Annotated in this window: 18 protein-coding genes; 8 read left to right on the top strand and 10 right to left on the bottom strand. The window is 68.6% G+C overall.

Annotated features, from left to right (window positions below):
- From ACFV6D_RS26245 to ACFV6D_RS26235, 3 genes are all read left to right on the top strand, one after another.
- A partial coding sequence (locus tag ACFV6D_RS26245) for a hypothetical protein (protein WP_380561292.1) occupies positions 1-581 on the top strand: 581 nt, incomplete at its 5' end.
- A gap of 273 nt (positions 582-854) precedes the next feature.
- Positions 855-5,330 (top strand): polymorphic toxin-type HINT domain-containing protein, encoded by a 4,476-nt coding sequence (locus tag ACFV6D_RS26240; protein ID WP_380561291.1) that lies wholly within the window; start codon positions 855-857, stop codon positions 5,328-5,330.
- Entirely contained in the window at positions 5,305-5,700 is a 396-nt protein-coding gene (locus tag ACFV6D_RS26235) for a hypothetical protein (protein ID WP_380561290.1), read from the top strand. The genes ACFV6D_RS26240 and ACFV6D_RS26235 overlap by 26 nt, the downstream gene beginning before the upstream one ends.
- A gap of 264 nt (positions 5,701-5,964) precedes the next feature.
- Here ACFV6D_RS26235 and ACFV6D_RS26230 read toward each other — a convergent pair whose 3' ends face one another.
- From ACFV6D_RS26230 to ACFV6D_RS26220, 3 genes are read right to left on the bottom strand one after another with little or no spacing between them, the layout of a single operon-like run.
- The gene (locus ACFV6D_RS26230; RefSeq protein WP_380561289.1) at positions 5,965-6,504 is read right to left on the bottom strand and encodes a transposase; all 540 of its coding nucleotides are present in this window, start codon (positions 6,502-6,504) and stop codon (positions 5,965-5,967) included.
- Positions 6,501-6,650: a winged helix-turn-helix domain-containing protein gene (locus tag ACFV6D_RS26225; protein ID WP_380561288.1), complete on the bottom strand. Its 150-nt coding sequence runs from the start codon at positions 6,648-6,650 to the stop codon at positions 6,501-6,503. Before ACFV6D_RS26225 ends, ACFV6D_RS26230 begins: the two co-directional genes overlap by 4 nt.
- A 6-nt stretch (positions 6,651-6,656) precedes the next feature.
- Positions 6,657-7,025 (bottom strand): helix-turn-helix domain-containing protein, encoded by a 369-nt coding sequence (locus ACFV6D_RS26220; RefSeq protein WP_380561287.1) that lies wholly within the window; start codon positions 7,023-7,025, stop codon positions 6,657-6,659.
- Positions 7,026-7,236: 211 nt separating this feature from the next.
- Here ACFV6D_RS26220 and ACFV6D_RS26215 point away from each other — a divergent pair, with 211 nt between their 5' ends.
- Together ACFV6D_RS26215 and ACFV6D_RS26210 are read left to right on the top strand one after the other, a co-directional pair.
- Positions 7,237-7,725 (top strand): hemerythrin domain-containing protein, encoded by a 489-nt coding sequence (locus tag ACFV6D_RS26215; protein WP_380561286.1) that lies wholly within the window; start codon positions 7,237-7,239, stop codon positions 7,723-7,725.
- A 73-nt stretch (positions 7,726-7,798) separates the two neighbouring features.
- Positions 7,799-8,299, top strand: a complete 501-nt coding sequence (locus tag ACFV6D_RS26210; protein ID WP_380561285.1) for a hypothetical protein — start codon at positions 7,799-7,801, stop codon at positions 8,297-8,299.
- Between the two features lie 53 nt (positions 8,300-8,352).
- On the opposite strand, the gene ACFV6D_RS26205 is transcribed toward ACFV6D_RS26210, so the two are convergent.
- The 5 genes from ACFV6D_RS26205 to ACFV6D_RS26185 form a co-directional block, all read right to left on the bottom strand.
- Positions 8,353-8,544 carry a DUF397 domain-containing protein gene (locus ACFV6D_RS26205; RefSeq protein WP_380561284.1) on the bottom strand — a complete coding sequence of 64 codons (192 nt, stop codon included), beginning with the start codon at positions 8,542-8,544 and terminating at the stop codon, positions 8,353-8,355.
- A 77-nt stretch (positions 8,545-8,621) separates the two neighbouring features.
- Positions 8,622-9,203, bottom strand: coding sequence for a DUF5919 domain-containing protein (locus tag ACFV6D_RS26200; protein WP_380561283.1), 582 nt, complete (start codon positions 9,201-9,203; stop codon positions 8,622-8,624).
- A gap of 103 nt (positions 9,204-9,306) precedes the next feature.
- Entirely contained in the window at positions 9,307-9,498 is a 192-nt protein-coding gene (locus tag ACFV6D_RS26195) for a DUF397 domain-containing protein (protein WP_380561282.1), read from the bottom strand.
- Positions 9,499-9,567: 69 nt separating this feature from the next.
- Positions 9,568-9,774 (bottom strand): DUF397 domain-containing protein, encoded by a 207-nt coding sequence (locus ACFV6D_RS26190; protein ID WP_380380997.1) that lies wholly within the window; start codon positions 9,772-9,774, stop codon positions 9,568-9,570.
- A complete protein-coding gene (locus ACFV6D_RS26185; RefSeq protein WP_380561281.1) occupies positions 9,759-10,601 on the bottom strand; it encodes a helix-turn-helix transcriptional regulator in 843 nt (280 codons plus the stop codon). The genes ACFV6D_RS26190 and ACFV6D_RS26185 overlap by 16 nt, the downstream gene beginning before the upstream one ends.
- A 116-nt stretch (positions 10,602-10,717) precedes the next feature.
- Between ACFV6D_RS26185 and ACFV6D_RS26180 the strand changes: the two genes are divergently transcribed.
- The 3 genes from ACFV6D_RS26180 to ACFV6D_RS26170 all read left to right on the top strand — a co-directional run bounded on the left by ACFV6D_RS26180 (position 10,718) and on the right by ACFV6D_RS26170 (position 11,736).
- Entirely contained in the window at positions 10,718-10,918 is a 201-nt protein-coding gene (locus tag ACFV6D_RS26180) for a hypothetical protein (protein WP_363378178.1), read from the top strand.
- A complete protein-coding gene (locus tag ACFV6D_RS26175; RefSeq protein ID WP_380561280.1) occupies positions 10,918-11,166 on the top strand; it encodes a hypothetical protein in 249 nt (82 codons plus the stop codon). Before ACFV6D_RS26180 ends, ACFV6D_RS26175 begins: the two co-directional genes overlap by 1 nt.
- Before the next feature lie 75 nt (positions 11,167-11,241).
- Entirely contained in the window at positions 11,242-11,736 is a 495-nt protein-coding gene (locus ACFV6D_RS26170; RefSeq protein ID WP_380561279.1) for an NUDIX domain-containing protein, read from the top strand.
- A gap of 19 nt (positions 11,737-11,755) precedes the next feature.
- On the opposite strand, the gene ACFV6D_RS26165 is transcribed toward ACFV6D_RS26170, so the two are convergent.
- Positions 11,756-12,232: a hypothetical protein gene (locus tag ACFV6D_RS26165; RefSeq protein ID WP_380561278.1), complete on the bottom strand. Its 477-nt coding sequence runs from the start codon at positions 12,230-12,232 to the stop codon at positions 11,756-11,758.
- A 271-nt stretch (positions 12,233-12,503) separates the two neighbouring features.
- Positions 12,504-12,638 (bottom strand): LPXTG cell wall anchor domain-containing protein, encoded by a 135-nt coding sequence (locus ACFV6D_RS26160; protein WP_380561294.1) that lies wholly within the window; start codon positions 12,636-12,638, stop codon positions 12,504-12,506.
- Positions 12,639-12,656 lie beyond the last annotated feature (18 nt).

Below are 12,656 nucleotides of genomic sequence, written 5' to 3'. Positions count from 1 at the left end.
CCACCCTCTACAACCCCGCCACCGACGCCGTCGAACTCTTCGCCACCAGCAGCCGCAACGAACTCGGCCACCTCTACTGGGACAACAAGGCCAAGACCTGGAGCGACTGGGGCACCATCGGCGGCCAGGCCGTGACCGGCAGCCCCACCGCCGTCGTGAACCCGGCCAACAACAGCGCCGAGGTCTTCATCACCACCACCAACAACACGATGGCCCACAGCTACAGCCTCAACGGCGCACGCTGGTCCGACATCACCACCATGGGCGACTGGCAGTTCAACGGCGCCCCCACCACCGTCTACAACCCCGCCGCCAACTCCGTCGAACTCTTCGCCGTCCGCAACACCGGCGAACTCGGCCACAACTACTGGGACAACAACACCAAGACCTGGGCCGACTGGAGCACCATCAGCGACTGGAAGTTCTCCGGCACCCCCTCCGCCACCTACAACGCCTACATCAACACCCTCGAACTCTTCGCCACCGGCACCAACGGCACCATGTCCCGCTCCACCTACAAGAACAACAACTGGCTCACCTGGGAAACCATGCCTGGCTGGACCTTCGCCACCACCGGCTGATTCACGGCCGTGCTGGCTCCTGGCGGAACACGCCATGAGCTGGGTGGGCGGCACATGACGCATATCGCCTGCCACAAGGCCTTCTAACGGCGCGGTAGGCCATGGTGCGGTGCTTCATTCCGTACCCCACGCTTCTGGCACCTAATTCCAGGGCTGCTGAAGCGTCGTGCTAATGGTTTTACGACGCTTCAGCACGCCCAGACAGAACGGATTCGTATATCTATGAGGGTGTCATTGACATCACGGGCCCGGTCGCGGTTGGCGGCCGGTTTCGTGGCCGGCAGCCTGTTGGCGGGGCTGCTGACAATCCCGGCGGTGGCGGCCGATGTGCCGTTGGCGACCGGGCCGAACGCGGACCGGGTGAAGGTGGTCGCGGTGTGGCAGGCGGGGGGGCCCTCGGTGCGTGGGGCCGCAGAAGCCGCGCTGACGGGCTCGGCCGACGACCTAACCATGTTCCTGGCGACAGGTCAGGCGGCGGCAGCCGAGAAGGATCTGAGGACACGGATCGAGGAACTGATCGCGACCTCGGGCCCCGGGGTGCGTGAGGCCGGTACCGCCGCGCTGAAGGGGTCAGCGGCAGACCTGAAGGCTTTCCTCGATAAGGATGCCAGGAAGGCTTACGAGGACGACCAGCGGGTTCTGCTGTCGCAGATCATGACTGCAGGCGGTCCCGGCGTGCAGGCCGCGGCCAACGCGGCTCTGGACGGTTCCTTCGACGACGTGACCAGGTTTCTGAATGTCGATCAGTACAAGGCAAGGGAAGACGACGACCGTGTCCGGCTCTCCCAGTTGATGACCTCCGGCGGACCGGAGGTGAAGAAGGCTGCGAACACCGCGCTGGACGGCACGATGGAGGACGTCCAGCAGTTCCTGCAGTACGGCTACCAGACCGCGGCAGCCCACGACCAGGAGACGCTGACCGTCGCACAGCTGGCGGACCTGACGAAGAATGCCTCCGCCCAGGCAGGAGAGCAGTCCCGGACTGCCAAGGACGCGGCGGGCAAGGCATTGGATGCGACCCGACTGGCCAAGGACGCCGCCGAGCGGGCTGCCACCGAGACCAAGGCCGCGCAGGGTTCGGCCGGGCAGGCGTCGAGCGCTGCCGGGCGCGCGGCGGACGCTGCCGGGCGCGCGGCCGACGCCGCCCAGACCGCGTCGTCGGCGGCCAAGGCCGCGAACGAAGCCTCCCGGCAGGCTGCGAACGCTGCGGCCGCCGCGGCATCGGCCGCAACGAAGGCGGGCAATGCCGCGTCCCGTGCGCTGGCTGCTGCTGCGGAGGCCGCCGGCGACGCCGGGAAGGCGGATTTGGCGCGTGCAGCGGCGGTGTCCGCCCGCAACGTCGCCGTCGACGCCCGCACCGCGGCCGAGGCCAGCAAATGGGCCGGCACCGCCGCCTCCCAGGCCCGCGCCGCGGCCCAGGCCGCTGCCTCCGCAGGTATCAACGCTGCTGCCGCCGCCCAAGCCGCCGCCGAGGCGGCAGGTTACTCGGGCGTGGTGGACGCTGCTGCCTACCGGGCCCGCCAGGCCGCCGCCCGCGCCAAGAGCGCCGCGGCCGAGGCCACCCGCGCGGCGAATGCCACTGTGAAGATCGCCAACGACGCCGCCACCGCGGCCGGCGATGCCCAACGGGCCGCCAGCGACGCCGCGACCCACGCCGACGCGGCCGCTGTCGCAGCCGAGGAGGCAGCCCAGCATGCCGGCGACGCCGGAAGCTGGGCCACCACCGCACAGGCTGCCGCCACCGCGGCCGGCGCCGGCGCCGACTCGGCCGCGAACTCCGCCATGCAGGCCCACAAGGTCGCCGACATCGCCCGCGCCTCCGACCAGGAGCGTCTGGACGAGCAGCAGGCCGTCGAGATGGCTGCCGCCGACGAGGCATCCCGCGAGGCGGATCGGAAGGCCAGGACCGCCGCATGGGAGGCCGGCAAGGCTACCCAGCTCGTGGCCGACACCGAACAGCTGATCAAAGACGCGACAGCCGCCGGGATAGACCCGAAGGTTGCGCTCCTCAAGGGCCGTCAGGCAGCGCTGCGGCTGCTGGACGCCGGCGGTCCGTGGACCAAGGCTGCTGCTCAGACCGCCCTGGAGGGTGATGACAGCGCCGTCCGGACCTTCCTGAACGCCGGCCTGGCGGTGGCCCGGGACCGCGACGACCGCACCAGCGTGATGGCGATCTCCCAGGCCCCGGGCAAGCTGGAGAAGCGTCTCGCGGCGGAGACCGCCTCGGTGGGCACCCCCGATAAGGTGCGTGCGTTCCTGGCGACCGGGCAGTACCCGGGCAAGGACGACGACGACCGGGTCTTGCTCTCCCAGATCATGACGGCCGGCGGCCCGGGCGTGAAGGAAGCCGCCGGCCAGGCCCTAGACGGAACGATCGACGACGTCCGCGCCTTCCTGGCCACCGGCCAGTTCAAGGCCCGCGACGATGACAATCGCGTCCTGGTCTCCCAGGCTCTGACCAGTGGTGGTCCCGAGACCAAGGCCGCGGCCCAGGCCGTCCTCTCCGGCCCGGCTAGCCGTTTGGTGTCGTTCCTGCAGACGGGCCTGCTCAAGGCCCAGCAGCGCGATGCCGTCACGGCCACCCACATCGCCACCATTCAGTCCTACCTCGCCACCATCGACGGCTCGGTTGCCCTCGCCCGCCAGTACGCGGCCGAGGCTTCCCAGTCCTACGCCACCGCCCGCGGTGCCGCCGACGAGGCCGCGGATTACGCTAACAAGGCCCGCGCTGCGGCGACCCAGGCCGCCGACTGGTCCAGCAAGGCCGCGGCCTCCGCCCAGCAGGGACAGACCTCTTCCCAGCAAGCCGCCGGTTACGCCAAGCAGGCCCAGGCCTCCGCGGCCTCCGCCAACGCCGCAGCACGAAGTGCCAGCGCCTCGGGGGCCATGGCCACCGGCTACGCGGCCCAGGCCCGCCAGTACGCGGCCACCGCCAAGAAAGCCGCCGATCAGGCCCAATCCAGCGCCGCAGCTGCCCACAAGAGCGCAGACGAGGCCGACAAGGCCGCCGCCGAAGCCTGGACCGCCGTCTGGCAGAAGCAGCAGACAGAGGCTGCCACCGCCGAGACTGCGGCTGGCACTGTTGGCAACGATGGCAGCGACGGCAGCGGCAGCGACAACGGCGGCCGGGCGTACTACGTCGAGGTCGTGCCCCACGATGACGTGAAGCCGGACATCGTCAAGGACGACATGTCCAAGTGCATCGTAGACGACCCCGGTACCCTGGGCGGCTGGCTCTTCGGCGACTCCAAGACCTGGCACAAGAACGACACGGGGGAGCAAGTCTGCACTGTCCCAGTCAAGATCAAGGTCTCCGGCACCGTCGACTACGTCATGCGCACCTGCCCCGAGGCTGGCCTCAGTGTCACCGCCTGCAAGGGCAAGTACAGCACCTGGGACACCCTCGTTCTCAACACCCAGCAACTTGACGGCAAGTCCCAGTACGACTCCACCATCGAGCTCACCTACAGCTACTTCGCCCAGCACTACAAGGTCTACTGTGGTTCCGAAGGCATGTGCGCGACTGGGGACAGTTCCCGACTGCTCCTCCATATGCTGACCGACGACTTCGTCAAGTGCTTCAACAACCCCGGCCTGAACGCCTCCTGTGGCTGGGCGGCGGCGACGTTCGCCCCCGTCGGCACCCTGACCAAGGCCGCCAAGGGCATCGTCGCCTTCCGCTTCGCCCTCGCGTCCGGCGTCGGCATCGAAGAGGCCAAACTCGCACTCCAAGCCACCCTCAAGGGCTACAGCGAAGCGGCGATCAAGGGCTTCAACTCGGCGGCCGACGCCGTCAGCAACTTCCGTCTCACCCTGACGGACGGCGTCGGGACCGAGGCGGCGCTCGCGACACTGCGGAACAACGCCGCCGTCGACCACTTGTTGTTCCAAGACCTCGAGGCTGAGGCAAAGCTGGCGACGGACATCCGCAGAGCCTGCAAAGCTAACAGCTTCCTCGCCGGCACCAGCGTACTCATGGCCGACGGCACAACCCGACCGATCGAGCAGATCCGCATCGGCGACATGGTGACGGCGACCGATCCGGGCACCGGTGTCACCGGTTCGCAACGCGTCGAGGCCACGATCTACACTCCCGACGACCGTGAGTTCACCGAGCTCACGATCACGGCACCGAACGGCACTACCGCGGCCATCACCTCCACCAGCCACCATCCGTACTGGTCGGAGAGCGGCCATGCCTGGCGCGACGCGGTTAACCTGATCATCGGCGACACCGTCCGGACCTCCGACGGCCAGGTCGCCCGGATCATCAACACCCGGCACTGGACGATGCTGCAGTCCGCGTACAACCTCACCATCAGCAACGTCCACACGTACTACGTGTTCGCCGGAAACACATCGATACTGGTCCACAACGACGGGGCTTCTGGCGATCCGAACCCGAAGGTGTTCGACAACCTCTTCCCGGAGGACAAGGATGGCTGGACCAGGATCTTCACTCCGGGCACGGTAGGGCAGCGCACCGGCAACTATGTGTACGTAGTCCTGACTGACGGTACTCTGCTGATCGGCAAGGGCGATGGCCACATCGCACTCACCAAGGGCGCACAGGTACTGGCGGCCGGCGAGGTTCGCTTCAAGAGCGGCAGGATGACCGAGGTGAACAACAAGTCCGGCCATTACAAGCCCCGGGGGACCTATGCTGAAGCCGCAGCTGTCGACGCCTTCAATAAAGTTGGACTCGAGGCGACAGGAAAGTATGTTGAGTACAAGTTCCCCGGCTGCTGACGATGGTGGATGCGGCCTCATCCTCGACAAGATCGACTTCCTGCTGAAGATCCAGCATCTCGCCGATGGCGTGGATCAGGTCGAGCCACTCCTCGAGGACTTGGCCGATCAAATCGACGGCGGAGGGGAGCGCTGCAGGCCCGCGGTCCGCGCGCGATTCTTCACGCTCATGCAGGACATCGACCCTTGGAGCCTGGAGGTCCTGCAGTACTGCATGTACGGCCTGCGGTGGCAAGAGGTACTCGACCATGCGGAGATCCTCATCCGACATGAGAAGGGCGTGAACCGGCGTCGCCTGTACGAGCGCCTCATCGAGTCGTTCGACGACGGCTGGCCGGAGCGGGAGTTCTTCCGCCGCTACTCGGGCTGATCCCGCCAGACGGTGGTGAGGGGATAGCTACCGCCATTGGTGTACATGCTCAGGTCACCTGAGCGGAAGCCCTGCCGAATACGTTCGGCAGGGCTTCTTGGCGCTTCGGCGAAATATAGACACGGCTGGCCCATCGATGGGATGTGGAAGTATCAAGCGGATCGTCCTGAGAGGACGTCTCGTTCCTGGTTCGTTGAGGTCAGGACCTGCGCCAAGTCGGGTGGATTCGCTGGCGAGGCAGCGGGCATGAGGCTACTGAGGTTTTCAGGGTGGAGTCGGTGGAGTGAGTGACAGGCCGGTGCCGGTCAGGCATCCCTCGATGAGGGTCGACTGGAGCTGGATGTGTCGCAGGCCTCGGCGAAGGGTGCGGGTGAGGTGGTCGGCGTCGGTGAAGGCGGCGTTCGCCATAGGGCCGCGCCGTAGGAGTGACCAGAGGCCTTCGACCGGATTGAGGTCCGGTGCGTACGACGGCAGCTGGAAGACGGTCAACCAGTCGTGCTCAGCCGCGTACCGTTTCATGCCGGCGGCCAGGTGTGTGTTCAGGTTGTCCCAGACCAGGACGACAGGGCCGCCGAGCTGGATGTGCGCGCGGACGGCGAGGTCGCGGTAGTCGGTCCAGGCGAAGCTCTTGCAGGCTCCCTTGAACGGCATGTGGAAGCGGGGCCGGTAGATCATCCGGCTCTTCTCTCCGGGTTTGTAGCAGCAGAGTGCGGCCACTGAGATCCGACGGCGGGAGCGTCCCCGGATACGGACGACGGGCGTGTGCCCGCGTCGGCCCCAGGTACGGGCGCGCGGCGGCGTCATCGCGAACCCGGCCATCCAGGCCCTGAGCGCCGCCGCGGTGCTTTTACCCGCGGCCACACCTCCTGCTTCCACAGCTCCACCGCGCGCTCGTCCCGCTCCAGCGCCCTGCGGGCCGGGGCCTGCCAGGACCAGCCGTGTCGTTTCAACAGCCGCTACACGGTCGCGATCGACAGTCGCGTCCGGAACCGGCGGCCGATCACCGCTTGGACCCGGGCCAGGGTCCACCGCTGGTCCTCGAACCCGTGAGCGGCGGGTCCTTTGCCCAACTCCTCCTCCAGTTCGACGAACTGGGCCGCAGACAGCTTCGGCACATTCGCAGGGCCCGACGAGCGCAGGGCCTCATTTCCCCCTTCACGCCAAGACCGTCGCCAGCGTTCCACCGACCGTTCGCCGACCCGCAGGTCACGAGCGATCGCCGAGGTCTTCTCACCGGCCTCGAACCGGGCAGCGGCCTCGAGCCGCACCTGTTCACGAAACGCCCGCCGCTCAGCGGTCAGGCCCCCACCCTGCGCGTACCGCATACCACCGGCATACCGCAGGGATCACTACCTGTCACTACCGACAACCACACGAAAACCTCAGTAATCATCGCGACGTGGTCGTACCATTGCGAGGCCAGTCCTCCTGGGACGAGACAGGGCGCCGCGGCCCGTGATCGGATGGCGCCAGCATCGCGTGCCGGTGGCGGACAGCGTCAGGCATGGAGGTGTGGAACCGAAGGGGCCGCCTCCCGTGGCTTCCCATGACGGCGACCGCGTGGTCGCCCTGAGCCTTCAACTCTCCCGAGCACACCAGGAACTGCGCCGCCAGGTCGGCCGCATCAGAGCCGGAATCGGACAGCGCCGCCCGGACGGCGACGCACTGCGCACCCACTGCCTGGCCTTCTGCGCCGCACTGACGGCACACCACCAGGGCGAGGACGAGGGCATGTTCGCCCGGCTGGTGCGCGAACGCCCGCAGCTCGCCGGGACGGTCGCCAAACTCGTCGAGGACCACGAGATGATCGCCGCCATCCTCACCCGGGTGCGCGAACTCGCCGACCGCGCCGCCGAATCGGCCGAACCGCCCGGCGAAGGACTGGAAGCGGTCGGGCGCGAACTCGACGGCCTCACGGCGATCATGGAATCCCACTTCGCCTACGAGGAACGGACGATCAGCGAGGCCCTCGACGGCGCGACGCCCGAGGGCAGTTGGCCAGACCGGGTGTTCCGGTTCGGCTGACGGGCGAGCCCCCGCCCGGCGGGGGAGCGGAATCCCGTTGCGAGGTGAGGGCCGGCGCTGTAGACATGCCGCGATGACGATTTTTCATTGCGCCGCCTGCGGCGAGGCCCTCACGGCCGACCTTGAGCCCCTCCCGGCGGTTCCGGCCCGGCACCTGTTCGAGGGCGAGCTCGTCAACGGCCGGCGACAGGCCCCGCCCACCATGTCCCGCGGCCACTACGCCGTCGATCCGCAGCCGTACGGACCGCCGTTCGTCCCGGCCGAGGACCAGGACGGCTGTCCCCCCGCCTACCCCGGCGGCCCGTGCATCAGCGACTTCGACGGAATGGTCGTCGTCTCGGCCGGGCCCCGGAACACCTTCGTCCTGCACCCCGACGACGGGACCGGCCTCACCGGGCACGTGACAACGAGCGGCCCACCCGGCTGCTGCGGAGCCCCCGGCGACGGCCCGCCCAACCGCGCCTGCCGCTGCGGCGCCGTGGTCGGAGGCGAGATGTCGGACTGCTACACCCCCTACGAACTCCACCTGCTGCCCGACGCCGTCCGCCCGGCCACCCACACCTCCGCCCGCTGACGCACGCGGTCACCCGGACCCGACAACTCCTTCATCCCACCCAGGAGTTGCCACTACCGGTCGTCGAACTCGCCCGCGCGGACGGCGGCGACGAAGGCCCGCCAGGCAGGGGAGCGGAAGCGGAGGACGGGCCCGTCGGGGTCCTTGGAGTCCCGGACGGGCTGCACGCCGGTGAGGCCGTCGGCGACCTCAACGCAGCCGTTCGACCCGCCGCTGTACGTGCTCTTGCGCCAGGTGATCGCCATCGCGGTTGCCTCCTGCGGGTGGAGTGGGAAGTCGATGGGGATGACTTCCCACCCCGGCGCCGGGTTAGGCGCAGGTGTCAGCGCGGGCCGGTCCGGATGCCGCCGCCCCGGGACCAGAGTTCTTCGACGTGTTCGGCGAAGCGGTCGAACATGCCGTTCTCCCCGCTGCGCCGCAGGTGCATCAGTGGCGAGTCGTGGCCGACGGCGCGGGCGAGGTGAGGCGTGACGAGGGCGTGCTCGTCGAAGCGGAAGACGGAGAGGCCGACATGGTTCGGACCGTCGTCCGGAGCGCTGAACCGGGCCTCGAAGCCCTCGGTACCGGAGAGCTTGGCCAGGTTCTCCAGGGTGACCCTGATCCTGGTGGACACCGTGAGCGCCACGTCCTCGACCTGCTCGCGCTGACGCGTCGTGTCGGAGTCCGGATCCCCGAGGAGAAACCGGACCCGGCAACCGCTCTCGGCCTTGCGCCGCAGAGTCTGAAGCAGCGCGGGCTGCTCCAGCCACACGATGTACCCGGCGAGGAAGACGTCGGACCTGGCCTCGGCGATCAGCTGCGCCCAGACCGACTGCGGGCAGGCCGAGCGGTAAGGGTAGACGGCGAACACCTCCCGGTCGCGCCCGGTCTTGACGTTCGCCCGCACGGTGTTGGGCCAGATCATCCGTTCATCACCCCCTGAGGTCGCGGCGGTGGGTTGAACCGAGTGGAGGGGTTGAGAAGGCCCCGCCGCTCATGGATCGGGTTGGCGGGGCCGGGAGTTGCTGCTACCGGGCGTCGAACTCGCCGGCGCGGACGGCGGTGACGAAGGCCTGCCAGGCGGGGGAGGGGAAAAGGAGGACGGGTCCGTCGGGGTCTTTGGAGTCCCGGACGGGCTGCACGCCGCTGAAGCCGTCGGCGACCTCGACGCAGCCGTTCTGCCCGCCGCTGTAGCTGCTTTTGCGCCAGGTGGTTGCCATCGCGGTTGCCTCCTGCGGGTGGAGTGGGAAGTCGATGGGGATGACTTCCCACTCCGGCGTCAGATAGGCCTAGTTGGCGTCGAACTCGCCGGTACGGGTGGCGGTGACGAAGGCCTGCCAGGCGGAGGAGGAAAAGAGGAGAGACGGGCCCTCGGGGTCCTTGGAGTCGCGGACGGGCATGAGGTCGGTGAAGCCGTCGGCGACCTCGACGCACTGACCGCCACTGCCGCTATAGGAGCTCTTGCGCCAGGAAGCGCGAGTCAGTTTGACGTCCATTCAAGGTCCCTCCGTACCGAGCGGATCATAGCTACTGAGTCGGCCTGATTCTTGGCCCCGGCCAGCAGTTGATCGTAGTCCCTGAGCAGGGCTGCGATCGACTCGGTATCGCGGTCGAGGTAGCCGCGCTGCTCGGTCTCGCTGTAAGCGATCATTTTGCGTGTCGGCAGCATCAGTATGGTTACTACGCGAGTGAACGGCCTGCTCTCGCCAAGAGAGTAGGGAGCCACCTGGATGAAGATCCTGGGTTGACTGGCCAGTCTTTCAAGGTGGAGTAGTTGCTCGATCATGACGTCTCGGCCGCCGATGGTCCTCCTGAGACAGCTTTCGTCCAGCACCGCGTGCAGAATCGGCGGAGGCGTTCGGCGCAGGGTTTGCTGCCGGGTGAGGAGGTAGTTGATGCGTTCTTCGGCTTGCTCCGGGGTAGCTGTGCCTCGCCTGATATTCCCCTGCTCCCAAGCAGTGGCGTATGCCTTGGTCTGCAGAAGGCCATGGATGACGTTGATCTCGAAGAGCTTGATCTGCTCCGCGGTCGACTCGTAGTTGGCGTACTCGGGGAAGCCTGGGACCAGGGCAGTGTGCTTGAGCTGCCAGTACATCAGCAGCAGGGTCCCGCCGGTCTGCAGGACCTCGTCGGCCTTGGTAGCAAACTTCTCACTCGGCGGTCGCTGCGCAAGTTCGACGAACGAGATGTAGGACGGGTGGACTCCGATCTTGCGCGCGAGCTGTTCCTGCTTGAGGCCCATCGCCCTGCGTGACCTGCGGAGTTGGACCCCGAACGGGGCCCAGGGGGATGACTGCGGGTCAATTTCCTTGATGTTCACCATGGCTGCTCCAACTCTCCAGGCCGCCGAGGTCAAGTCGTCTGCCACTTCCGATGCTAGGCGACACAGAGCCACCATGTGCACAGAACGTGAAACTCTGATCGCGGAAGGTTACTCCCATGGGCGATGTCCAAGTGCCCCGGCTGCACGGCTACGGGGTCCGCTGGGACCCGGAGGGCCGGTGTTACCGGGTGCGGAACGAGACGACGGGGGAGTGGCTGCGCAGCGGCACCTCGGGTGAGCTGGCTTCCTTCTCCTCGTTCTCCGCCGCCTTCAGCGCGTGGCGGGGGTTCGAGGTTCGGCGGCAGGTGGGGGCGTGATGGGGGAGAAGGTCTACCGCGCCACCGTCGACCAGCGGCGGCAGGCGGCCGACGTCCTCGACGACCTGACCACCGTCCTCGCCCTGGCCGGGGTGAAGTTGCCGTCCGTCGACGTGGATTGGGAGCACGGCCGCAGGACCGGCTGCTACCTCATCGGCCTCGGCTGCGCCCGCCCGTCCGAACTCCTGCGGGTCGTCGACCTGCTCCGCAAGGGCCTGCGTTACGAGCGCCTGACGCGTGACGGCTGAACTCCTCGTCCGCCTGCTGTGGTGGGCGGGCTTCTCCCTCATACTCCTTGCCGCCCTCAGGAAGTGAACCCCCCGATGCGCGACCCCCGCCTTCTCGCCAAGCCGCCGGTGTGCCGGCTCGGCTGCCTCGTCCTCGTCCGCAACCCGCGCGGCGACGTCCTCCTCGTCGACCCGGACTACATGGACGGCCTCCTCCTGCCCGGCGGCGCCGCCCAGCCCAACGAGCCCCCCAACCTCGCCGCCGCCCGCAACCTGCATGCCGAGACCGGCCTCAACCTGCGCCTCGCGGACGTCCTGGCCGTCGACTTCACCCCCGCCGACCGCTACCTGGAGCGCCTCAACCTGGTCTTCGACGGCGGCACCGTGCGCGATGACACCCGCCTCACCGTCCCGCCCCGGCACCGCAGCGGCCTGTTCGGCGCCCGCTTCGTCCCCGCCCACGAACTCCCGGACGTCATGGCCCCCGCCCAAGCGGCCCGCACCGCCGAAGCCCTCGCCAACCGCGCCGTCCCCCTCCTCCTCCACGGCCAACGCACCACCTGCGACGAGAACCGGACCCCGCCGCGCTAGACCGCCCGGCGGCGGACGCTCAGCTGACGCCCCGCAGGACACACAGGGTTCCCTGCGGGGCGTGGAACGCCTGCCGCACCTCCCACGCGCCGCTCTGCCCCGCCTTGACGTTCACCGCCGTGTCGCCGAGGGCGAGCACCGTGGCCTTCGCCGAGGTGAAGTAGACGACGATCCGGTAATCCGCGTCCCGGCCGCCGGGGTTCACCGCGGTGCCGGCCGCGCGCCAGCCGTCCTTGGTCGCCTCGCAGGTGCCGATGGCGACCTGCTTGCGCTTCTCCTGGTCGTTGGCGACGGACGACGGCGGCGGCAGTGTCGGCTGCTCCAGCACGGCGATCTCACCGCTGCTTGCAGCCTCTCCGGAGGGTGCAGCCGTAGCGGCCTGCACGTCCTGGCTACCGCCGTTGTGGGGCTGGCGGCAGCCGGACAGGGCGGTGAGGGCGAGCAGTGCGATGCCGGCGGCGGCACCCGTTCGGGCCTTGTGCTTCGTTTCGTGCATCTCTTACTTCCTTCGGCTGTGGGCGGCGCCAGGAACGATCACACCGGTGTCACCGCGGAGGGGCCCGGCTTGTCTTACCGTGCCGGTGCGGCAGGCGCGGGCTCGGCGGGCCTGGCGGTGGCGGGGGTTCATCCGTTCGGCTGCGGATCGCTCCGTCGCCCGCCCCTCGCCCACGAGCCGGACGGACGACGGACGGACGACGGACGGGCACAGAACGGCGGCGGCCCCCGGAGCACGGGCTCCGGGGACCGCCGCCGTCAGCCGCCGTTTGCTAGCCGCGACGACGGTTGCGGCGCGTCACCAATGCCAGCCCACCGCCGAGGAGCAGGAGGCTCCCCGCCAGCCCGGCCAGGTGGGTGTTCGCCCCGGTGCTCGGCAGGTGGCCGTGCGGCGGCTTCGCGGTCACCGTCGCGCTGGACGGCGG

Source organism: Kitasatospora sp. NPDC059812 (assembly GCF_042732075.1).
Lineage (GTDB): Bacteria > Actinomycetota > Actinomycetes > Streptomycetales > Streptomycetaceae > Kitasatospora.
Note: the sequence above shows the minus strand (reverse complement) of the source record. Positions and strands in the feature narration are given on the sequence as shown.

Excerpts from the sequence above, each read along its gene's own strand:
- ACFV6D_RS26230 (WP_380561289.1), bottom strand. The coding sequence starts at position 6,504 with ATGACGCCGCCGCGCGCCCGTACCTGGGGCCGACGCGGGCACACGCCC.
- ACFV6D_RS26220 (WP_380561287.1), bottom strand. The coding sequence starts at position 7,025 with ATGCGGTACGCGCAGGGTGGGGGCCTGACCGCTGAGCGGCGGGCGTTT.
- ACFV6D_RS26210 (WP_380561285.1), top strand. The coding sequence starts at position 7,799 with ATGACGATTTTTCATTGCGCCGCCTGCGGCGAGGCCCTCACGGCCGAC.
- ACFV6D_RS26205 (WP_380561284.1), bottom strand. The coding sequence starts at position 8,544 with ATGGCGATCACCTGGCGCAAGAGCACGTACAGCGGCGGGTCGAACGGC.
- ACFV6D_RS26200 (WP_380561283.1), bottom strand. The coding sequence starts at position 9,203 with ATGATCTGGCCCAACACCGTGCGGGCGAACGTCAAGACCGGGCGCGAC.
- ACFV6D_RS26195 (WP_380561282.1), bottom strand. The coding sequence starts at position 9,498 with ATGGCAACCACCTGGCGCAAAAGCAGCTACAGCGGCGGGCAGAACGGC.
- ACFV6D_RS26190 (WP_380380997.1), bottom strand. The coding sequence starts at position 9,774 with ATGGACGTCAAACTGACTCGCGCTTCCTGGCGCAAGAGCTCCTATAGC.
- ACFV6D_RS26185 (WP_380561281.1), bottom strand. The coding sequence starts at position 10,601 with ATGGTGAACATCAAGGAAATTGACCCGCAGTCATCCCCCTGGGCCCCG.
- ACFV6D_RS26180 (WP_363378178.1), top strand. The coding sequence starts at position 10,718 with ATGGGCGATGTCCAAGTGCCCCGGCTGCACGGCTACGGGGTCCGCTGG.
- ACFV6D_RS26175 (WP_380561280.1), top strand. The coding sequence starts at position 10,918 with ATGGGGGAGAAGGTCTACCGCGCCACCGTCGACCAGCGGCGGCAGGCG.
- ACFV6D_RS26170 (WP_380561279.1), top strand. The coding sequence starts at position 11,242 with ATGCGCGACCCCCGCCTTCTCGCCAAGCCGCCGGTGTGCCGGCTCGGC.
- ACFV6D_RS26165 (WP_380561278.1), bottom strand. The coding sequence starts at position 12,232 with ATGCACGAAACGAAGCACAAGGCCCGAACGGGTGCCGCCGCCGGCATC.